We start from the raw sequence: 18,887 nt of genomic DNA, 5'->3' as shown, positions 1-18,887 counted from the left end.
ACGCCCGTAGTGCTACGGGCGCAGACGATATCCGTGGGTCTTGTTAGCCTCAGCTCGCCTTTGGTCGCCAGACGATGTCCGTGACGTTGAGCTTCTTCGGAACGATGCCAAGATTATAGAACTCGTCAGCCAGCCCCTGCTGATAGGTGATCGTCGCATCTGTAATGGTAGAGACGCCGCCAAGATTTGCACCAGGGCGCGTCAGCACCACCCGCGTCACCTCGGCCGGCACGCCGGTGATTTCGGACATGGCCTTAACGGTGCCGTCCAAATCCGATTGCGCCGCCGCACCCACTTTGGCCAGTTCGTCGATGACGTCGATAATCACCTGCGGGTTATCTTTGGTGAAATCACCGTTGGCCAGGAAATAACTGAAGGAATCGACGATGCCCCGCGCAGTCGCAAGGATGCGAGCATCCGGATCGGCCTCTGCAATGGCGAGATAGGGATCCCAGATCGACCAAGCGTCGATCGCGCCGGTCTTGAACGCAGCGGATGCATCCGGCGGCGTGAGATCGAGCGGCTGGATATCGCTGATCGTCAGCCCGCCTTTGCGAAGCGCCTTGACGGCAACGTTGTGGGCACTGGAGCCGCGCTTGAAGGCAACCTTCTTTCCCTTGAGATCGGCAAGCGTCTGGATCGGCGAATCCTTGCGCACGAGAATGGCGGAGCTTTCGGGGCTGCCGGTGTAAATGCCGACATACAGCAGATTGCCGTTGGCAGCCTGCGCAAACAGCGGCGGCACATCGCCCGTCGCACCGAAATCGAGAGCACCGGCGCCAAGGGCTTCCAGCAGCGGCGGGCCGGATGTGAATTCCGACCATTCGACGGATATGCCGCGATCGGAAAGCCGCTTTTCCAACGCCCCTTGACGCTTTGCCAATGCCAATACGCTGTTCTTCTGCCAGCCGATCCGAAGCGCCGTCGCTGCAGCCGCACGTGACTGTCGAACGGAAGGCAAAGCGAAGGCAACCGCCGTCGCACCGAGAAGGCCGAGTGTCTGTCTGCGCGAAATCATCGAAGATCCCTTTTCATGAGGCCTCGGCGCTTCCGCGGCCACCGGCTCGTTGTCGATAGCTTAAAGATCGCAAATCCATAGATTATATCGACAAAGAAAATTATGAAGATTCACGGCAAGAGCGAAATTCTATTCCAATAAATGCAAAAATCGGAAATCAGATTTCACATCGCGGCCATGGTGACAAGTTGCCCGACAAATCGGTCTTCCGTCCCTCTAGCCTTTCCGCTAAGCCTTCGAAACAAATTCGGTCAGGGAGTTATAAAATGGCAAAGGTCTCGTTCATCGGCATGGGCGTCATGGGCTATCCCATGGCCGGGCATCTGAAGGTCAAGGGTGGGCATGACGTCACCGTCTACAACCGGACCGTTGCCAAAGCCGAGGCATGGGCCAAGCAATATAACGGCAAATTCGCCGCTACGCCGGCTCAAGCCGCTGAAGGTGCCGATTTTGTCTTCACATGCGTCGGCAACGACGACGACCTGCGCTCGGTGACCACGGGCGAGAACGGCGTCATTGCCGCCATGGAGGCCGGTTCCGTCCTCATCGACAATACGACGGCCAGCGCCGAGGTCGCCCGCGAGCTTTGCGCGGCAGCTAAGGAAAGGGGCGTCGACTTCATCGATGCTCCCGTCTCCGGTGGACAGGCCGGCGCCGAAAACGGCGTGCTGACCGTCATGTGCGGCGGAGACGAGGCGGTATTCGAGAAGGCTCGCCCCGTCATCGACGCTTACGCCCGCATGGTCGGCCTGATGGGACCGGTCGGCGCGGGTCAGCTGACCAAGATGATCAATCAGATCTGCATCGCGGGCATCGTTCAGGGCCTGGCCGAGGGTATCCATTTCGGCAAGCAGGCCGGGCTCGATATCGAAAAAGTGGTGGAGGTCATTTCCAAGGGTGCCGCCGGCTCCTGGCAGATGGAGAACCGGCACAAGACCATGAATGCCGGCAAATATGATTTCGGCTTCGCCGTGGACTGGATGCGCAAGGATCTCGGCATCGTACTGGAAGAAGCACGCCGCAATCAAGCCAAGCTGCCGCTCACGGCCCTCGTCGACCAATTCTACGGCGATGTGCAGGTCATGGGAGGCAATCGCTGGGATACCTCCTCGCTGCTCGCGCGCCTGGATCGGAAATAATCCGGCCCTGAGCAATTCCAGGAAAAGTGCGCAGCGGTTTTGTGTCCGGAATTGCGAGGCAACAAGGATATAAAGCGGTTCAGAGTTTCCGTGAAAACTGACCTTACACCTGGTCGGCTCCATCAGGGGCGTCGCCAATCGATCCAAGGGACCCGGCGGCGCATACTTCCTGCAAACAATGAGCGAAGATAGTTTCGCAAGTTGACGACCTCCGCTACGCTGCGCGGGACTTGCTGCCTTGTGACAAGGACAGCCGATGAAAGAGTTGCGGAGGCCCGGTGTTTCAAATTTCGGATAATTTCTCCGCCTTTCAAGAACGCGATATCGCCCGGCGCGACGGAGCCGGAACGGCGGCGCGTATCATCCAAAGCAAGCGCCTGCTCTGCAAGCGCCTTGCCTCGGCCGCTCCGGGCGTGGTGTTCATTCAAAAGGGCCAGAAGATCATTCTCGATCAAGGCGCCGACATGAAGGCTTGCGCCGGCGATCTCGTGCTGATCCCCGAAGGCGCCACCTCGGATATCATCAATGAGCCTGACGGCGCCAGCGGCTATCAGGCGCTCGCCCTGCAGTTCGCGCCCAACCTGATCGCCAATCTTGCCGTCGCCGAAGCCAAACCAGTGCAGGAAATCAAGGTTCTCAACGGCATGCCGCCGGCTTTCGAAGAAGCGTACGGCAAGGCGATCGAGGCGATCCGAAGCGGCCCTCTCCTGCCGGACAGCATCGCCGCATCCCGTGTCAACGAAATCCTGTTGTGGCTCGGCGCGCTCGGCCACCGGTTTGCGCCGATCGCCAACCCCGGTCCGATCGAACGCCTGCGCCGGATCATCAATTCCGACCCAGCCCATTCGTGGCGCGCTCCGGAGCTGGCGAAGACGATCGGCATGAGCGAGGCCAGTCTGCGGCGCAAGCTGGCAGCGGCGGGAACGAGCTTTTCCGAACTCCTGGCCGATATCCGGATGACGACGGCGCTTACCTTGCTGCAAACGACCGACAAGTCCGTGACGCAAATCGCGCTGGATGTCGGCTACGACTCCGCTTCCCGTTTCACCGCCCGCTTCCGGGCGCGTTTCGATTTCGCGCCGAGCGAAATCCGCGGTCATCAGCGTGAAGTTGATCGAAACGGCGCAAAGACTGATCGAAACAGCGCAGCACTCGTGCCCGCGGAATGACAATCTCCCGCCATCGACGCTGCGGGCAGCGTCGCTCTAACGGAGATTGTCATGAAATATTCTATCGCCGCGGCTCTGGCTGCATTGTTGTTGCCGTCAGCCCAAGCCTCGGCCTTTGAACTCGCCAGCCCCGAGATGAAGGATGGCGGCACGCTCAAGATCGAACAGGTGGCCAATATATTCGGCTGCAAGGGTGGAAACGTCTCTCCCGCGCTAATCTGGAAAGATGCGCCGGAGGGAACCAAGAGCTTCGTGGTAACGCTCTATGATCCAGATGCGCCGACGGGCTCCGGCTGGTGGCATTGGACCGTGTTCGATATCCCCGCATCCGCCACGTCACTGCCGTTAGGCGCAGGATCGGCTACGGGAACAGGTCTGCCCTCCGGAGCCATTCAGGGAAGAACCGACTTCGGTACCTCGGCTTTCGGTGGCGCCTGCCCGCCTCCAGGCCCCGCGCATCGCTACAGACTGACCGTAACGGCCTTGAAAATCGACAAGCTCGGCCTCGACGGCAATGCCAGCGGCGCGCTCGTCGGCTTCATGACGCAGGCAAACGCCCTCGCCTCCGCGTCCGTCACCGCGACTTACGGACAATGATACCGCGCTGACAAAGAAGCAACGCCCTTGCCGCAGAGTTCAGGTACATATCCCTGATCGCGGGCGGGCGTTGCTCATAGATATTGCCCGCCACTCAGTCTTCGTTCGACCTCGCATTCTCCAGCAGCATGTAGTCGAGCGGCAGTTCCGTCGAATACTTGATCTGCTCCATCGCAAAGGCCGAGGAGACGTCGCGGATTTCGATCTTGGCGATCATGCGCTTGTAAAAGGCGTCATAGGCAGCGATATCCGGCACGACGACGCGCAGCAGATAGTCGACGTCACCGCTCATGCGATAGAACTCCACCACTTCCGGAAAATCGGCGATCACTTCGGAAAAGCGCTTCAGCCATTCGATGGAATGGCTGTTGGTGCGGATGGACACGAAAACCGTGACCTTGGTGTTGACCTTTTCGGGATCGAGCAGCGCCACGCGGCCGCGGATGACGCCATCCTCTTCCATCTTCTGGATGCGGCGCCAGCATGGCGTCGTCGATAGGCCGACCTTCTTGGCGAGATCGGCCACGGCCAGAGTGGAATCTTCCTGCAAAAGGCGCAGAATCTTGCGGTCTAGGCGGTCCATTTAAGCATCCCTTCGAATTATATTCTCTCTATAGCCTATTTTAAGCGAGGGAAAAGAAACTTTTTCTCAAGAAAGGAGGCTTTTCACACGTTGTTGTAATACCGGAAGTAGTTCGGCCTCGAACCAGGGATGGCGTTTCAGCCAACCGCTGTTGCGCCAGCTCGGATGCGGCAGCGGCAGGATGGCGGGCGATCGGTTGGTCAGAAAATAGCGCCGCCATTCGGCAACCGTCTCGGTCATCGACCCCATGCGCGCCGCGCCAAGATGCCACGCCTGCGCATATTGGCCGATCGTCAGGATCAATTCGATCTGCGGCATCGCATCCATGGCCTTTTGACGCCACAAAGGCGCACATTCCTTGCGCGGCGGCAGATCGCTCCCGGCCGCATCATAGCCCGGAAAGCAGAAGCCCATGCCCATTATCGCGAAATGATCCGGATTGTAGAAGCTCTCGCGATCCACAGCGAGCCATTGCCGCAAACGGTCACCGGAGGCATCGTTGAACGGTAGACCGCTCTCGTGAACGCGCAATCCCGGTGCCTGCCCTGCGATGAGTATCCGCGCGGTCGACGACAGCGTGGCGACCGGGCGCGGCTCGTGCGGCAAGCGATCCGCCTCGCCTTTGGCCGGCGCATCTCGACAGAGACGACAAGCGGCAATCGCTGAACGCAGGATCTGTAATTGGCTATCTCGCTTCATGGCACAATCCATCCGACGAGTTGCCGCAGATACCCGACCACTCCCGCTATCGGATCGCCTCCATTGGCATGGGTCATTTGCTCATCATGCCGATAGTCGCTCGGTCTCTCGAAATCCCCAGCCCAAAGTCCGGCTTTCGCCTGCCGTGCCACTCGCTCGTCGCCGGCATAGCCGCCGTACGAAACCGCCATGCCGTTGCGGACCATCGCGGCATTGATATCAAGAGTGCCGATCGCGCAGGTCACCAGCATGCGACCGTAGCGATCCCTCTCCCGGCCACGGCATTCGGGCGTCCCGGTCTTAATAAATATGGCAAGCGCCTTGCGCGCTTCTTCGCCGCATGCCCAGTCGGCACCATCGCGCCGACAGCGTTGCCGATATTCGGGAGCATCGATGCCCTTCAGCCTCAGGCGCTCGCCACCGGTGGAAAGCGTATCGCCGTCGATGACATAAAAGCTACCGGTTTGAATGAATTCCGGCCGATTGTTCATCTTCCACGCGAGCAATGCAATAATGGCGAGCAAAGCGAAAGTGGCCACGCCGTCACGAAACAGGCGGCCTGACCGCATCACGTTCTCGCCTCCTTTAAGAACAAATCCTTGGCGAAGATGGCAAACAAATCATTTCGACGCAGTATCTTCTTAAGGTTTGGACGCTAGTCTGTAATCTCAGGCAGGCCAAGTTTCAATGTAACCATGAGCACCGGCGTCAGCACATCGACAGATAAGAATATCGTCGACCGATCGCGCAGCCACCGCAACCGGGCTGTGTCGAAGGCCGTGCGGCAGACGCGCGAGCGCCTTCAGAACGGCCATAGCCGCAATTTCGACCGCGAAATGATGCTTATGCACATCGACACGCTACTGCAGAGCGCCGCGGTCGTTCCGATCTTTGCCATCATCGTCGCTGTGCTCGGTGTCTATTTGACGCGAGACGCGCAGATCTTCTTCTGGACCGTCCCGATCCTGACGGCGCATGCCATCAACATGCTGCTTGGCCGGAAGGCACGGAAACAGGAAATCTCGACGGAAGGCGCCAGGAAATGGCGGCAGGTCTTCCTGCTCGGGCAATTGCTGATGGGCCTCTGCTGGGCAATCTTTGCCATGCAGAACTGTTCGACCTGCGGCGGCGACAGCTTCGCGCTCTACAAGGGCGCGGCCCTGCTGGTGGCGATCGGTATCACCGCGATGTCCAGTTTCATGCTGCCGCGCGCCGTACCCTTTTCCTTTGCGCCGGTCACCGTCGCGCTGGTCGTGACCGCCATCCTCACTCGAAAGCCCTCGGACATTGCGCTGACCGCCGCCATCTCCGTTGCCGTCGTGTTCTTCACCTTCATCACCATCCGCATGTATCAGTCCAACCTCAAGATCCTCTCCTTCCAGTCCGAGAAGGACGACCTGATCGCGGAACTGGAAGTCGCAAAGTCCATGTCGGACGAAGCGCGCCGGCGTGCCGAGGAAGCAAATCTCGCCAAATCGCGCTTCCTCGCCTCCATGTCGCACGAACTCAGAACGCCCTTGAATGCCATTCTCGGCTTTTCCGAAGTCATGTCCGCGGAAGTCATGGGGCCATTGAACAACCCGACCTATCGCGAATATACCACCGATATCCACCGATCGGGACAGCATCTGCTCAACCTCATCAACGAAATCCTCGACCTCTCGCGCATCGAGGCCGGCAAATATGAATTGAACGAGGAAGCGATTTCCCTGCTCGATATTGCCGAGGATTGCATCGGCATGGTGCAGCTGCGTGCCCGCGCCAAGAACATTTCGATCTCCTCGCAATTCGAAGCGCAGCTGCCTTCTGTCTGGGCCGATGAGAAATCGTTGCGCCAGGTGATCCTCAATCTGCTGTCGAATGCGGTGAAATTCACGCCGCAAAGCGGCGAGATTGCCGTCAAGGTCGGCTGGACGGCCGGCGGCGGGGAATATGTGGCGATCAAGGACAACGGACCTGGCATCCCCGAGGAAGAGATACCGGTCGTGCTTTCAGCCTTCGGACAAGGCTCGATCGCCATCAAGAGCGCCGAGCAGGGCACGGGCCTCGGCCTGCCGATCGTGCAAGCCATTCTTGCCAAGCATGACGGTCAGTTCGTGCTGAAATCCAAGCTGCGGGAAGGCACCGAAGTCATCGCCATCTTGCCAGCCAAGCGCGTGCTGCAAAGCCTGCCGGCAATCGAAGACGCCCCTCTCGTCGAGCGGCGCAAGAAGAGCTTCGCCTGAGCAAAGCTTGGGTTCCGCAACTTAACGGAACAGCAGATGGCTGCCGATGACGTACAGCAGGTAAATTCCGGAAGCGACCAGCATGCAGAGAACGGCAAACGAACCGAGATCCTTGGCATGCTTGCCGACATTGGAAATCTCCGGCGATATCCGGTCGATGACCTCTTCAACCGCCGTGTTCATGGCTTCGATCGCGAAAACGCCGAGAAAGAGCACCATGCCGATGACGATTTCGCCGATCGTCGCGCCAACGGCGATCAACAGGATCAACGAAACCGCCGCGAAGAGGAGTTCCTGCCGGAAGGCCGATTCCTGCAGCAGCCGCTGAAAACCACCCCAGGAATAACCGGCGGCGGCGAAAAAGTGCCGAACCCCCGTCTCCTTGGTGACCGTCTGCTTTGAAAACTCAGCCATTCGCGTTCCGCCCGTAATGTCCCGGTTTGCAATCTGGATGCCTTGCGAATACCGCCTCACCGTGAGCGAAGCAAGGCGACGCGTCCCGGCGACCCCAAATTCATTACAGATTTATGACGAAAAACCGATCGTCTACAGGAAATTTAGCGGCGAAACGCTTATTTCAACGTCTCGCCGCCCACGATTTTCAATGCTTGTTGGTAACGCCGGCGCTCTCGAATGTCGCCATGCCCGAATGGCAGGCGGCCGCGGCCTTGACGATGCCGGCGGCCAATGCCGCACCCGTGCCTTCGCCAAGCCGCATGCCGAGCGCCAGAAGCGGCGTCTTTCCGAGCTTCTCGATCGACTTCAAATGTCCCGGCTCTGCCGAAACGTGACCGATCAGGCAGTGATCGAGCGCGGAAGGATTGGCCGCCTTGAGAATGGAGGCGGCAGCCGTCGCGACATAGCCGTCGATGATGACGGGAATGCGTTCCATGCGCGCGGCAAGGATGGCGCCGGCCATCGCGGCGATCTCGCGGCCGCCGAGGCGGCGCAGGATTTCCAGCGGATCGGAGAGATGGTCGCGATGCAGCGCCACCGCCTTCTCGACGGCTGCGATCTTGCGCTTCAGCATCTCGCCTTCGGAGCCGGTGCCTGGGCCGACCCAGTCCTCCGCCTTGCCACCATGGAGTGCGTAATGAATGGCCGCGGCGATCGTGGTGTTGCCGATGCCCATCTCGCCGATGCAGAGCAGATCGGTGCCGCCGGCAATCGCTTCCATGCCGAAGGCCATGGTGGCAGCGCAATCACGCTCGCTGAGTGCCGGCTCTTCCGTGATGTCGCCCGTCGGGAAATCGAGCGCCAGATCGAAGACCTTGAGGCCGAGATCATAGGCGACACAAATCTGGTTGATGGCCGCACCGCCGGCCGCGAAATTTTCCACCATCTGCTGGGTCACCGAGGAAGGAAACGGCGTAATTCCCTGCTTGGTGACACCGTGATTGCCGGCAAAGATCGCAACCAGAGGCCGGGTCACGGCCGGCGCACGCCCGGTCCAGGCGGCCAGCCAGAAAGCAATCTCTTCGAGCCGGCCAAGCGCGCCAGGCGGCTTGGTGAGTTGCGCATCACGCTCGCGCGCTGCCACGAGTGCCCGGGCATCCGGCCCCGGCAGGTCACGCAGCAATGCGCGGAAATCGTCGAATGGGAGGCCGCTGACGCTCATGAATGCGTTCCTTGTCTTTTCGTCTCAAATCGGGTTCTTTGCGTGCGACTCTATTAGTCTTCGGAATCGGCGCGAACAACTCCAAAAGCGCCCGATGCCGTCGCGGTCATGGCGGGGAGAGGAAGAAATGCGGGAATATATGCGCGACATCGCGCGCGCGGTCGCTTTCTTGAGCCGCATTCCCGTGCCGGCATCCTTCTTCGGAGGCTATGACGGCAAGCTTGCGCGCGTTTCCCGTACCTTCCCTTTCGCCGGCCTGCTGGTCGTCCTGCCCGCCGCCCTGACCTTCGCCACGCTGCTTGCCGTCAATGCCGATCCATTGATGGCGGCACTGCTGGCCCTCACCGTGCAGACGATCACAACAGGCGCTCTTCATGAAGATGGGCTCAGCGATACCGCCGACGGGGTCGGAGGCGGCAAGGACCGCGAACGCGCACTTGAAATCATGAAGGACAGCCGCATCGGCACCTATGGTGCGACGGCGCTGATCTTGTCTTTCGGACTGCGCGCCGCAGCTCTCGCCGCCCTCGCCCGCCACCTTCCACCTTCCGAAGCCGCCATCGCCGTTCTCGCAAGCGCCGCCTTGAGCCGCGGCGCGATGGTTTGGCATTGGTATGCCCTGCCGCCCGCCAAACCGGATGGAATAGCAGCTTCGGCAGGCAAGCCGGATGGCGATGCCATGCAACTGGCATTGATCGCCGCACTCGGCCTCGCCGCGCTCCTCATCGGGCCTGCGCTTGGTGTTCCCGCACTCGTTGCCTGCCTTCTTGTGACCAGCACCGTGACATTTTTCGTCACCAGGTACATGCGGCAAAAACTGTCCGGCCACACCGGCGACACGATCGGCGCGACGCAGCAGATTTGCGAGATCGCCTCCCTCTGTACTCTTGCCATGTGCGTTTGAAGCATCGATATATGATCTCATGCTGACACCTTGCATCCTTGTCTGCTCCATCGACCAAATGACCGGCTATTGCTTCGGCTGCGGCCGCACATCAGCGGAGATCGGTGCATGGATGAATTATAGCGACGACGAACGTCGCCAGATCGTGGAGGCGCTTCCGGAGCGCCTGGAACAGGTCGAGCGCAAGCCGCGCAGGGAAACCCGCCGCCAAAGGATGGCACGGGAGCGCAGTGCCGTATGAACCGCCTGAACATCGTTCTCGCCATTCTTGGCATCGGCCTCGCTCTGCTCATCTTCAACAGCAATACCGGCACGACTTTCGGCATGCACAACGACGACTTCGCTCGCGTCGTCTATCTCCTGCCGATTGCCCTGATGATGAGCGCCGCCGTCTGGGCGAGCCGCCATACCGTCAGCCAGTCGATCCGCAATCTCCTGATCTGGCTTGTCATCATCATGGCGCTCGCGACCGCCTATATCTATCGCCGCGATGCCGAACAGGTCGGAAATCGCGTCTTCGCCGGCCTGATGCCAGGCCATGCCGTCGTCGTCACGACAAGCGAAGGAGCCCAGGAAGTTATCCTCCACAAGCGCTCGAGCGGGCATTTCGAAGCCCGGGTCATGATCAACGGCCAACCGATCGACATGCTGATCGACACCGGTGCCAGCACCATCGCGCTTTCGCAGGAAGACGCCGAGCGCGTCGGCATCATTCCCGAAAATCTCACCTATTCCATGACTGTATTGACGGCCAACGGCCGCGCCATGGCAGCTCCCGTGGAACTCGGCTCCGTGGCCATCGGCCCGATCAAGCGCAGGGATGTCGAAGCGAGCGTGGCTGAAGCGGGCAAGCTGGACCAGAGCCTGCTCGGCATGAGTTTTCTCGAAACCTTGGGTTCGATGCAGATGCAGACCGACGAACTCCGGCTTCGCGACTAAACGAAACGATCGGTCGAATTCGATAGTTCGGCCAGGACCGAAGCATTCGTTGGCCCCTTCACTCTAAAAGACGGCAGATCCGAACCCCGTATGAAGAGTGAAGCACCCATGACGCCCGCAAAATCAAACATAACGACGGAACTGCTGCTTCTTTTCGCTCTCGCGACCTGCTGGGGCGCCTCTTACACTTTCATCCGCGTCGGCGTGGCGACCATCCCGCCAATCACGCTGATCGCCGCCCGCACCTTGATAGCCGGCCTCGTCCTGTTTGCGATCATTCGCTGGCGCGGCCTGAGCCTGCCGAGGGACGCAGCCACCTGGAAGCGTTTTCTTATTCAATCCTGCCTCAACAGTGCCATTCCCTTCACGCTGATCGCCTGGGCGGAACAGACCGTCGATGCCGGTCTCGCGACCATATTGAATTCGACGACGCCCATTTTCACCTTCCTGATCGCCGCTTTCCTGCTGCGTAGCGAGCCGCTGACCGGACGCAAGCTTTTCGGTGTGATCGCCGGCATGGCGGGCATTTGCCTGATCATCGGCCTCGATGCGCTGCATGGCGTGGGCCGCCAGTTGCCGGCACAGCTCGCCGTCGTCGCGGCATCCGTCTGCTATGGCTGTGCCGCCCTGTTCGGCCGCAATTTCAAGGGGCTGGATCCGATGATGCCGGCCGCCGGTTCGCTGCTCTGCGGCGCAGCTCTTCTCATTCCGGCCAGCCTGATTGTCGAGCAACCCTGGCGGATCGCGCCGTCGACGGCTTCGATCCTCGCGCTTCTCGGCCTGTCGGTCGTCTCCACCGCCCTCGCCTTCAGCATCTACTTCCGGCTCATCCAGACACTCGGCTCGGTCGGCACGACGGCACAGGCCTATCTGCGCGTCCCGATCGGCGTCGGCATCGGCGTGGCCTTCCTCGGCGAGCCTCTGTCGCCGACGGCAGCCATCGGTCTCGTCTGTGTCGTCGTAGGCGTCATGGCCATGACCATCGCGCCGCGCCGGCCGGTTGCAGCCGAATGAAATCGGTTCCAATCGGCTCGCATGGGACAATCAGATCAGGATGGACAAGTCGTCCCACGCGAAAATGAAGTTGTCGGAGCGCCAGACCGGACCCGGATCCGTGTATCGGCCGATCAGTTGCCCTCCGAGCGCACGATAGAAAGCGATCGCCGGTTCATTGCCGACCACGACGCCAAGCGCCGCGCCCGAATAGCCCATGGAAAGAAGTTCTCGCGCCAATTCTCGCATCAGACGGCGGCCAAGTCCCTGGCGTTTGATGGAAGCATCGACATAGAGCGATTTTATCTCGCCTCGCCCCTCGAATACGGCATCGGACGGCGCATTGATCGCGCCGATGCCAACAAGCCGATCTCCCTGCTCGGCCAGAAGCACGCGCTGATCCCTACGGGGATTTGCGAGCATATCGGCCCATCGCAAGCGGCGGAAATCCTCGTCGAGCACCCGATAAATTTCTGCGGACACAAGGTCGCGATAGGTGTCGCACCAGATCGCGCGATGCAGCCTCGCCATGTCGGTGACATCGTCGGCAAGAGCAGGCCTGATCGCAATTTCCATCGTCATCCGACATTCCCCAGGACGGTGCCGCGCAATGCGCCGACCAGGTAGAGCGAACCGGTCACAAGGATCCAGCCGCCACGTTCCGCAGCCTTTGCAACGGCGCGATTGAGCGCTTCGTGCGGGTCCGGCTCGGCTTCGCAGGCCATGCCCATGGATTTTCCAAGCGCTTCCAGCTCGTTTGCCGCACGAGCCCGGCCAGATCCCGATGCTTCCGTAAAGACCGAATAGGCGGCGTATCGGGAAAGTACCTTCACAAAGCCGCTGGCATCCTTGTCGGACGCCAGCGCGACGATAACGACGCAATCGCCGCTGACGCCGGAGGAGCGCGCGATGTCGCGCAGCACAGCCTCGATGTTGAACGGCACATGCGCGCCATCCATGATTATGGGCAGGGTTTGCCGTCCATTTGCAGATGCAGGCGGCAGCGCAAAGTCGAAGCGCTCCATCCGACCCGGCAGACGTGCCTTTTCGATCACCGCGGGTTCGAGCAGCCATGCACCGATGGGCCGATCTTTTTCGCTTCCTTCCCGCGCGCTCTCGCCTTGCCGTCCCAGATGATCGAATACCAGGCCGACCAGCGCTATATTCGTGTCCGCAATCGTCGCATCCTCGGGAAGGTCAGTTCGAAGCACTTCACAGCCAAGTTCATCGGCACGCTGCTGCAAGACATGCCCTGCGGCATCATCGGCGGCAAGCATGGTGGCAAGCGTCGCACCGGGCTTCAATATGCCGACCTTCTCCCGCGCGATCGCCTCGCGCGTGACCCCAAGAATTTCCGTATGCTCGAGCCCGATATTGGTGACGATGGCAACTTCGCCGAAAACCACATTCGTCGAATCCAGCCTGCCGCCAAGCCCCACCTCGGCAACGATCCAGTTCAAGCCGGCATCTCTGAACACGACGAAGGCGGCGGCCGTTATCACATCGAACCAGGTGGCATCTTCGCCAGCCGTCGCTGCCCGCTTCGCACTCTCATAGCTGTCGAGAACCTGCGTGATCGCCCCTGCCAGCGTATCGTCCCCGACCTCCCGGCCCAGAACGCTGATGCGCTCGTTCACACGGTCGACATGCGGTGACGCATAACGGCCGACCTGCCAGCCGGCTCGCACCAATCCGGCCTCGAGAAGTGCTGAGACCGATCCCTTGCCCTTGGTGCCGGCGACATGGATGGCGCGAAAGTTCCGATGGGGATTGCCCAGCCGCTGCATCAGATCGAGCATGGGCTCGAGACCGACCCGCATCTCCCCGCGCGGCTTGCGCTCCCAATTGGTCAGTTGATCGAGCCGGGAGAGTGCTTGGGATAGCGAGTGGCTCGGATGGGATTGCGGCATGGAATACCTTCGGCAGGATTTCAGACTGACGTCGGGAAACGACTTGAACGTCTCTCACGGCTATGGACACCCGACCGCCTCGCTAGGTCAAGTCAGGATCGATGAACTCCATGCGGCGACGCGGGTAGCAAGACCTAAAAGGCTCCGCCGTCAGTTTCTCAGCCGATAGCCGGTCCTGAAAATCCACCCGAGGATAACCAGACAGACCGCGAGGAAAAACGTGATCATCGCAAGGCTCAGCACCGGATTGACGTCGGCAATGCCATAGAAGCTCCAGCGAAAGCCGCTGACGAGATAGAGAACTGGATTGAGGTGGCTGGCCGCCTGCCAGAAGGGCGGCAGCATGTTGATCGAGTAGAAGCTGCCGCCGAGGAAGGTAAGCGGCGGCACGACCAGCATCGGGATCAAATTCAGCTGCTCGAAATTCCCGGCCCATATGCCGATCATGAAGCCGAACAGGCTGAAGGTCACGGCCGTCAGTACGAAAAACAGGATCATCATGAACGGATGCTCGATCCTGATATCGACGAAGAAGCTCGCCGTCGCCAGAATGATCAGGCCGATCAGCATCCCCTTGGTCGCCGCCGCACCCACATAGCCGAGAACAATCTCAGTCATGGCGACGGGCGCCGATAGGACTTCATAGATCGTGCCCGTGAATTTCGGGAAATAGATACCGAAGGAGCCGTTGCTGATGCACTGACCGAGCAAGGTCAGCATGATCAGGCCGGGCGTGATGAACGCCCCATAGGACACGCCCTCGACGAGATTGATCCGCGATCCGATCGCAGCGCCGAAGACGATGAAATAGAGCGAGGTGGAAATGACCGGCGAGACGACGCTCTGCAGCAAAGTGCGGCGCGTGCGGGCCATTTCGAAAGAATAAATGGACTTGACCGCTTCGAAGTTCATTTGCCTGCCTCCACCAGCGATACGAAAATATCCTCGAGCGAACTCTGGCGCGTCGAGAGGTCCTTGAAATGAATTCCCTCAGCCGCCAGTTTCGAGAGCAGAGCCGCGATGCTGGACTGTTCGTGATGCGCATCGAAGTCATAGACCAGCGTCATGCCATTCGGCCCAAGCGAAAGCCCATTGCCGTCGAGACGGTCAGGGACGGCATCCAGCGGCTCGCTGAGATCGAGGATAAGCTGCTTGCGGCCGAGCTTTGCCATAAGCGCCTTCTTCTCCTCCACCAGCAGCAGCTCGCCGCCATTGATGACGCCCACTCGATCCGCAGCCTCTTCGGCCTCTTCGATGTAATGCGTCGTCAGAATGATCGTGACGCCGGAAGCACGCAGGCGCTCGACCACATGCCACATGTCCTTGCGCAGCGTCACGTCGACGCCGGCCGTCGGCTCATCCAGGAAAAGGATCTCCGGTTCATGCGAAAGCGCCTTGGCGATCAGCACGCGCCGCTTCATGCCTCCCGAAAGCTGGCGAAGCGTGTTGTCCTTCTTCTCCCACAGCGACAGATCGCGAAGCACCTTCTCAATATATTCCGGGTTCGGCTTCTTGCCGTGCAGTCCGCGCGAAAAGCTGACGGTATTCCAGACCGTTTCGAACTGATCGGTCGTCAGCTCCTGCGGCACCAGGCCGATCATGCTGCGCGTGGCGCGGAAATCGCGCACGACGTCATGACCGCCGACCGTCACCGTGCCGCCGCTCGGATTGGCGATCCCACAGACGATGGAAATCAGCGTCGTCTTGCCCGCGCCGTTCGGCCCGAGCAAGGCCAGGATTTCACCTCGCTCGATGTCGAGGTTGACGCCTTTCAGCGCCTGGAACCCGTTAGAATATGTCTTGGTAAGATTGCGGATGGAAATGATCGGAGCCATGGTGAGGCAAAGTCCGGCTTTTGTGATGAATTTCGCGGCGTTTGCCCGCTATATAACCGGCTCTGAGCTTTTACCACCCCACGGTCGTGAAACACAGCGTTCGCCTAAGCCAAATAAGCTGTCATCAAATCGTGACCTTCGTCGGGCATATAGCTCCTTAGGTGAGCAACGTTCGTCGCAACTCCGCCCAATGCCTCTTGGCGACACGTCGGCGCCTGCTGTTACTAGCCAATTTATTGCCTTCGTAGTCATATTGCATGCATCATTGCAACATGAAGTTCTTTTCTGGAGCAGGCAAGGATCCCCCGTCGTTGCCATGCACCGCTCAAGCCGGCACCAGCCGGCTTTTTTCTTTTTTGCCGGCTTGCGATCGATGGAGTGACCGTTACCAGCTGCCGTTGACGCCGCAACCAGCCGGCGGCAATGTCTTGTGTTCGAAGCGAGCCTTCAGCATCTCGCAGCCCTTGTCGCGGATGGGTCCCGGCATCATTGAATTAAGGCCGATGCCGACCTCGTCGAATGGATCGTCGGCGTAGGCGACGTAAGCATACCAGCGGCCGCCGATGACGAGAATGATGGCAATCAGTGCGGCAACGAGCGCCCGTCCCAGGCTTCTCTTTCGTCTTGGTGCTTCTTCCATGACCCCTCCTGTACTCGGCTCGCGTAATTAAGCGCGATTTCCTCGATAGGTAAATCAGCTTGCCCGTCCGGCAAGTGTGGATGCTGCCCCGGCGAAACGCCTATCAGAGGCTGCAATAGCGTCGGCCACCCTTTCGGTCCCGGAGATCGAAATGGAAATGGTTCCAGTGTTCCGGATTGCTGCCCGGACCAAGCACTGTATCGAAATAGCGGCAGCTATCGGTACGCACGGCTTTCAGCAGCCGCCCTTCCCGGAAGGAGAACAGACCCTTCCTGCGCACATCGATCACATGGCCGTTCTTCAGGACGAAGGTGCCGACATCGATGGCATTGCCGTGGGCATGTTCCGACATCGGGTTATAGCGTTGCCGGCTATTGTTCATCCGCCGACAAGAATAGCCGCCGAGCGGAACGACCGTGCCGATGCCGGACCAGTAGCGCGTACGCGCCGCCGGGGCCAACTCGTTCTTCACCCATTTGGCGAAAGCGAGCGTCACCTGGCAATTCAATGTGACGGCAGGCCTGACGGCGATGTTGCCCGAGAGACCACTGAGCGAGACCGGATAGGGAACCTGGCATGAGGGACCGTTCGAAATCGCCGGCTTGTCCGCATAGACTACACCCATGCGCTGCAGCTCCTGACGGCAGGCAACTTCCGAAGGCGGCATCATGCCCGGCGTCGATTGCGGCGCTTCGAACTGTTGGTCGAGGCGCGGTACGGGGTTTTCGATACGCGGCAGCATGGCGACCTGCGTTCCCGGCTGCTGCCTCGGTACCCGCGACTGGTTGAGTTCGGCCTGCGCGGCCGGCCGCTGAAGTGCGGAGCGGTTGGTCTGCACCGGCGCATCGGTGCCGATGCCGCCGACGACAGGCTGATCGGACTCGCCTTCAGCGATGTTCTGCTGCTCTTCCTGCGCCAGCCCGACCACCGATGGAGACTGCTCCTCCTCGCTCGGCCCGACGCCGAGCTCGGCATCCATATTGACGCCCTGCGGCGGAACGTTCGATTGCTGCGCCAGACCGATTTCGACGTCGGACGTGGTCACCGCCTCACCTGTTCCGGTGGAACGGACGGGACCACCATTCTTATAGTTGTTCGAGGTGGAGACGACGGGATCCTGCATGCCTGGATAGGCGAACTGCCGCTGCGGCACGCTCTTATGCGGCTTGATGGAGCCGACGCGCGAGGAGCTGTCGATGCCGGAAGGCGGCACGAGGCTGTCTGCCGTGCAGGCGACAAGTGCCGACGACAATAGCAATGGCAGCGCGACCCGCCGTAGAATGGGTAAAATGGTCATACTCCTGATCCGCTGCCCCAGCCACGGTCGGTAACGATTACAAATCCTAAATGGGAAGGGTGAACGAAAGCTTACCGTCGCCGGTCGGCGTGGCTCAGCCTGGCGCGACAAGGTAACGAAACGGCACGGAATTCACCTTTCGCCTCACGGAAGTTCGAGGCAGAAACGTCAACATTGTCTTTTCCATCGCGCCTGGATTGCATAGGCTGAAAAGGGGAATCGAGCCGAAAAACAGGAGCAGATGAATGAACGACAGCGTCAAACCGAGAGGCGAGCTGACATTGCGCACGCTTGCCATGCCCGCCGACGCCAATCCTGCCGGCGATATCTTCGGCGGCTGGGTCATGGCGCAGATGGACTTGGCGAGCGGCATCCGCGCGGCCGAACGCGCGCGCGGCCGCGTGGTCACGGCGGCGGTGAAGGAGATGGCTTTCGAGCTGCCGGTCAAGATCGGCGATACGCTGAGCGTCTTTACCGACATCGACCGCGTCGGCCGCACCTCCATCACGCTGAATGTCGAGGCATGGGCGCACAGGGCGCGTTTCAACACGCTGGAAAAAGTCACTGCCGCAACGTTCATCATGGTCGCGCTTGACGAGAACGGAGCGCCGAAGGCCGTACCAGAGGAGAGCTGACGTTATGGGCCCAGCACACACGCCGGAAGTCTACGTCTATATCCGGACGGTCATGAGCATGGTGATCGGCCTCTCGCTCGCTCAGCTTCTGACGAGGCTCGCCGGCTTCGTGCAGGCGCCCGGCAAGCACAGGATCTATCTCGTCCATCTCGGCTGGATATTGTCGATGTTCCTGTTCATCATCCATTTCTGGTGGTGGGAATATCGGTTGCAATCCGTCGCGCAGATCAATTTCGGCGTCTACCTCTTTCTCATCTGCTTCTGCTGCCTCTTCTATTTCCTCTGCGTGTTGCTAAATCCGCATTCGGTTGAGGATTACGGCGGCTTCGAGGAATATTTCATCTCCCGCCGCCGCTGGTTTTTCGGCTTGCTTGCAGTGACCTATGCCGTCGATCTCATCGATACATTGCTGAAGGGCGAGGCCTATTTCCAGTCCCTCGGCTGGGAGTATCCCATACGCAATGTCGTCTACATCGTCCTATGCATCATTGCCGCGATCACCGCCAACCGGCGTTTCCAGGCAGCGTTCGTAATCGTCGGGCTGATCTATCAGATCACGTGGATCTTCCGTCTCTACGACGTGCTTCCGGGATAAGGTTCGCATTCCGCTCGGAAGAAAACGACTGACATTCCGATGCTCCACAATCCTTGACCAAGACATCGCCATATTGTTCAGATCGATTGCC

At 60.0% G+C, this 18,887-nt stretch carries 22 protein-coding genes; 10 read left to right on the top strand and 12 right to left on the bottom strand.

Annotation, left to right across the window (positions count from 1 at the left end):
• Positions 1 to 49: 49 nt before the first annotated feature.
• Positions 50 to 1,018: an aliphatic sulfonate ABC transporter substrate-binding protein gene (locus HGP16_RS03950; RefSeq protein ID WP_168838724.1), complete on the bottom strand. Its 969-nt coding sequence runs from the start codon at positions 1,016 to 1,018 to the stop codon at positions 50 to 52.
• A gap of 245 nt (positions 1,019 to 1,263) precedes the next feature.
• Here HGP16_RS03950 and HGP16_RS03945 point away from each other — a divergent pair, with 245 nt between their 5' ends.
• The 3 genes from HGP16_RS03945 to HGP16_RS03935 all read left to right on the top strand — a co-directional run bounded on the left by HGP16_RS03945 (position 1,264) and on the right by HGP16_RS03935 (position 3,923).
• Positions 1,264 to 2,157 (top strand): NAD(P)-dependent oxidoreductase, encoded by an 894-nt coding sequence (locus HGP16_RS03945; protein ID WP_312862846.1) that lies wholly within the window; start codon positions 1,264 to 1,266, stop codon positions 2,155 to 2,157.
• Between the two features lie 278 nt (positions 2,158 to 2,435).
• Entirely contained in the window at positions 2,436 to 3,326 is an 891-nt protein-coding gene (locus HGP16_RS34515; protein WP_168838722.1) for a helix-turn-helix transcriptional regulator, read from the top strand.
• A 51-nt stretch (positions 3,327 to 3,377) separates the two neighbouring features.
• A complete protein-coding gene (locus HGP16_RS03935) occupies positions 3,378 to 3,923 on the top strand; it encodes a YbhB/YbcL family Raf kinase inhibitor-like protein (RefSeq protein WP_168838721.1) in 546 nt (181 codons plus the stop codon).
• 94 nt (positions 3,924 to 4,017) lie between these two features.
• Here HGP16_RS03935 and HGP16_RS03930 read toward each other — a convergent pair whose 3' ends face one another.
• From HGP16_RS03930 to HGP16_RS03920, 3 genes are all read right to left on the bottom strand, one after another.
• Positions 4,018 to 4,506, bottom strand: a complete 489-nt coding sequence (locus tag HGP16_RS03930; RefSeq protein ID WP_168838720.1) for an Lrp/AsnC family transcriptional regulator — start codon at positions 4,504 to 4,506, stop codon at positions 4,018 to 4,020.
• A 66-nt stretch (positions 4,507 to 4,572) separates the two neighbouring features.
• Positions 4,573 to 5,205, bottom strand: a complete 633-nt coding sequence (locus HGP16_RS03925; protein WP_168838719.1) for a uracil-DNA glycosylase family protein — start codon at positions 5,203 to 5,205, stop codon at positions 4,573 to 4,575.
• Entirely contained in the window at positions 5,202 to 5,777 is a 576-nt protein-coding gene (locus HGP16_RS03920; RefSeq protein WP_168838718.1) for a thermonuclease family protein, read from the bottom strand. Before HGP16_RS03920 ends, HGP16_RS03925 begins: the two co-directional genes overlap by 4 nt.
• Before the next feature lie 123 nt (positions 5,778 to 5,900).
• Here HGP16_RS03920 and HGP16_RS03915 point away from each other — a divergent pair, with 123 nt between their 5' ends.
• Entirely contained in the window at positions 5,901 to 7,430 is a 1,530-nt protein-coding gene (locus HGP16_RS03915; RefSeq protein ID WP_168838717.1) for a sensor histidine kinase, read from the top strand.
• A 21-nt stretch (positions 7,431 to 7,451) separates the two neighbouring features.
• On the opposite strand, the gene HGP16_RS03910 is transcribed toward HGP16_RS03915, so the two are convergent.
• On the bottom strand, positions 7,452 to 7,844 hold the full coding sequence (locus HGP16_RS03910; RefSeq protein WP_168838716.1) for a diacylglycerol kinase: 393 nt from the start codon (positions 7,842 to 7,844) through the stop codon (positions 7,452 to 7,454).
• A 187-nt stretch (positions 7,845 to 8,031) separates the two neighbouring features.
• Positions 8,032 to 9,048, bottom strand: coding sequence for a nicotinate-nucleotide--dimethylbenzimidazole phosphoribosyltransferase (gene cobT, locus HGP16_RS03905; protein ID WP_168838715.1), 1,017 nt, complete (start codon positions 9,046 to 9,048; stop codon positions 8,032 to 8,034).
• Between the two features lie 127 nt (positions 9,049 to 9,175).
• Between cobT and HGP16_RS03900 the strand changes: the two genes are divergently transcribed.
• The 4 genes from HGP16_RS03900 (at position 9,176) to HGP16_RS03885 (ending at position 11,905) form a co-directional block, all read left to right on the top strand.
• On the top strand, positions 9,176 to 9,952 hold the full coding sequence (locus HGP16_RS03900) for an adenosylcobinamide-GDP ribazoletransferase (protein ID WP_168838714.1): 777 nt from the start codon (positions 9,176 to 9,178) through the stop codon (positions 9,950 to 9,952).
• 19 nt (positions 9,953 to 9,971) lie between these two features.
• Positions 9,972 to 10,193: a DUF1289 domain-containing protein gene (locus HGP16_RS03895; RefSeq protein WP_168838713.1), complete on the top strand. Its 222-nt coding sequence runs from the start codon at positions 9,972 to 9,974 to the stop codon at positions 10,191 to 10,193.
• Positions 10,190 to 10,891: a TIGR02281 family clan AA aspartic protease gene (locus tag HGP16_RS03890; protein ID WP_168838712.1), complete on the top strand. Its 702-nt coding sequence runs from the start codon at positions 10,190 to 10,192 to the stop codon at positions 10,889 to 10,891. The genes HGP16_RS03895 and HGP16_RS03890 overlap by 4 nt, the downstream gene beginning before the upstream one ends.
• Positions 10,892 to 10,999: 108 nt before the next feature.
• Positions 11,000 to 11,905 carry a DMT family transporter gene (locus tag HGP16_RS03885; RefSeq protein WP_168838711.1) on the top strand — a complete coding sequence of 302 codons (906 nt, stop codon included), beginning with the start codon at positions 11,000 to 11,002 and terminating at the stop codon, positions 11,903 to 11,905.
• 30 nt (positions 11,906 to 11,935) lie between these two features.
• Here the strand turns inward: HGP16_RS03885 and HGP16_RS03880 are convergent, their stop codons facing one another.
• From HGP16_RS03880 to HGP16_RS03855, 6 genes are all read right to left on the bottom strand, one after another.
• The gene (locus tag HGP16_RS03880) at positions 11,936 to 12,466 is read right to left on the bottom strand and encodes a GNAT family N-acetyltransferase (RefSeq protein WP_246703226.1); all 531 of its coding nucleotides are present in this window, start codon (positions 12,464 to 12,466) and stop codon (positions 11,936 to 11,938) included.
• A complete protein-coding gene (locus HGP16_RS03875; RefSeq protein ID WP_168838710.1) occupies positions 12,463 to 13,794 on the bottom strand; it encodes a bifunctional folylpolyglutamate synthase/dihydrofolate synthase in 1,332 nt (443 codons plus the stop codon). The genes HGP16_RS03880 and HGP16_RS03875 overlap by 4 nt, the downstream gene beginning before the upstream one ends.
• 150 nt (positions 13,795 to 13,944) lie before the next feature.
• On the bottom strand, positions 13,945 to 14,706 hold the full coding sequence (locus HGP16_RS03870; protein WP_168838709.1) for an ABC transporter permease: 762 nt from the start codon (positions 14,704 to 14,706) through the stop codon (positions 13,945 to 13,947).
• Positions 14,703 to 15,629 (bottom strand): ABC transporter ATP-binding protein, encoded by a 927-nt coding sequence (locus HGP16_RS03865; RefSeq protein WP_168838708.1) that lies wholly within the window; start codon positions 15,627 to 15,629, stop codon positions 14,703 to 14,705. Before HGP16_RS03865 ends, HGP16_RS03870 begins: the two co-directional genes overlap by 4 nt.
• A 385-nt stretch (positions 15,630 to 16,014) precedes the next feature.
• On the bottom strand, positions 16,015 to 16,269 hold the full coding sequence (locus HGP16_RS03860; RefSeq protein WP_168838707.1) for a hypothetical protein: 255 nt from the start codon (positions 16,267 to 16,269) through the stop codon (positions 16,015 to 16,017).
• 103 nt (positions 16,270 to 16,372) lie between these two features.
• On the bottom strand, positions 16,373 to 17,566 hold the full coding sequence (locus HGP16_RS03855; RefSeq protein WP_168838706.1) for an extensin family protein: 1,194 nt from the start codon (positions 17,564 to 17,566) through the stop codon (positions 16,373 to 16,375).
• A gap of 245 nt (positions 17,567 to 17,811) precedes the next feature.
• On the opposite strand from HGP16_RS03855, the gene HGP16_RS03850 reads away from it, so the two are divergent.
• Both HGP16_RS03850 and HGP16_RS03845 read left to right on the top strand, forming a co-directional pair.
• Entirely contained in the window at positions 17,812 to 18,201 is a 390-nt protein-coding gene (locus tag HGP16_RS03850; protein WP_120664241.1) for an acyl-CoA thioesterase, read from the top strand.
• 4 nt (positions 18,202 to 18,205) lie between these two features.
• Positions 18,206 to 18,796, top strand: coding sequence for a hypothetical protein (locus HGP16_RS03845; RefSeq protein ID WP_168838705.1), 591 nt, complete (start codon positions 18,206 to 18,208; stop codon positions 18,794 to 18,796).
• Positions 18,797 to 18,887 lie beyond the last annotated feature (91 nt).

It is taken from the genome of Rhizobium sp. P40RR-XXII, assembly GCF_012641405.1.
Lineage (GTDB): Bacteria > Pseudomonadota > Alphaproteobacteria > Rhizobiales > Rhizobiaceae > Rhizobium.
Note: the sequence above shows the minus strand (reverse complement) of the source record. Positions and strands in the feature narration are given on the sequence as shown.

Excerpts from the sequence above, each read along its gene's own strand:
- HGP16_RS03855 (WP_168838706.1), bottom strand. The coding sequence starts at position 17,566 with ATGACCATTTTACCCATTCTACGGCGGGTCGCGCTGCCATTGCTATTG.
- HGP16_RS03895 (WP_168838713.1), top strand. The coding sequence starts at position 9,972 with ATGCTGACACCTTGCATCCTTGTCTGCTCCATCGACCAAATGACCGGC.
- HGP16_RS03875 (WP_168838710.1), bottom strand. The coding sequence starts at position 13,794 with ATGCCGCAATCCCATCCGAGCCACTCGCTATCCCAAGCACTCTCCCGG.
- HGP16_RS03925 (WP_168838719.1), bottom strand. The coding sequence starts at position 5,205 with ATGAAGCGAGATAGCCAATTACAGATCCTGCGTTCAGCGATTGCCGCT.
- cobT (WP_168838715.1), bottom strand. The coding sequence starts at position 9,048 with ATGAGCGTCAGCGGCCTCCCATTCGACGATTTCCGCGCATTGCTGCGT.
- HGP16_RS03890 (WP_168838712.1), top strand. The coding sequence starts at position 10,190 with ATGAACCGCCTGAACATCGTTCTCGCCATTCTTGGCATCGGCCTCGCT.
- HGP16_RS03880 (WP_246703226.1), bottom strand. The coding sequence starts at position 12,466 with ATGACGATGGAAATTGCGATCAGGCCTGCTCTTGCCGACGATGTCACC.
- HGP16_RS03915 (WP_168838717.1), top strand. The coding sequence starts at position 5,901 with ATGAGCACCGGCGTCAGCACATCGACAGATAAGAATATCGTCGACCGA.
- HGP16_RS03935 (WP_168838721.1), top strand. The coding sequence starts at position 3,378 with ATGAAATATTCTATCGCCGCGGCTCTGGCTGCATTGTTGTTGCCGTCA.
- HGP16_RS03900 (WP_168838714.1), top strand. The coding sequence starts at position 9,176 with ATGCGGGAATATATGCGCGACATCGCGCGCGCGGTCGCTTTCTTGAGC.
- HGP16_RS03860 (WP_168838707.1), bottom strand. The coding sequence starts at position 16,269 with ATGGAAGAAGCACCAAGACGAAAGAGAAGCCTGGGACGGGCGCTCGTT.
- HGP16_RS03885 (WP_168838711.1), top strand. The coding sequence starts at position 11,000 with ATGACGCCCGCAAAATCAAACATAACGACGGAACTGCTGCTTCTTTTC.
- HGP16_RS03930 (WP_168838720.1), bottom strand. The coding sequence starts at position 4,506 with ATGGACCGCCTAGACCGCAAGATTCTGCGCCTTTTGCAGGAAGATTCC.
- HGP16_RS03950 (WP_168838724.1), bottom strand. The coding sequence starts at position 1,018 with ATGATTTCGCGCAGACAGACACTCGGCCTTCTCGGTGCGACGGCGGTT.
- HGP16_RS03850 (WP_120664241.1), top strand. The coding sequence starts at position 17,812 with ATGAACGACAGCGTCAAACCGAGAGGCGAGCTGACATTGCGCACGCTT.
- HGP16_RS03845 (WP_168838705.1), top strand. The coding sequence starts at position 18,206 with ATGGGCCCAGCACACACGCCGGAAGTCTACGTCTATATCCGGACGGTC.
- HGP16_RS03910 (WP_168838716.1), bottom strand. The coding sequence starts at position 7,844 with ATGGCTGAGTTTTCAAAGCAGACGGTCACCAAGGAGACGGGGGTTCGG.
- HGP16_RS03870 (WP_168838709.1), bottom strand. The coding sequence starts at position 14,706 with ATGAACTTCGAAGCGGTCAAGTCCATTTATTCTTTCGAAATGGCCCGC.
- HGP16_RS03865 (WP_168838708.1), bottom strand. The coding sequence starts at position 15,629 with ATGGCTCCGATCATTTCCATCCGCAATCTTACCAAGACATATTCTAAC.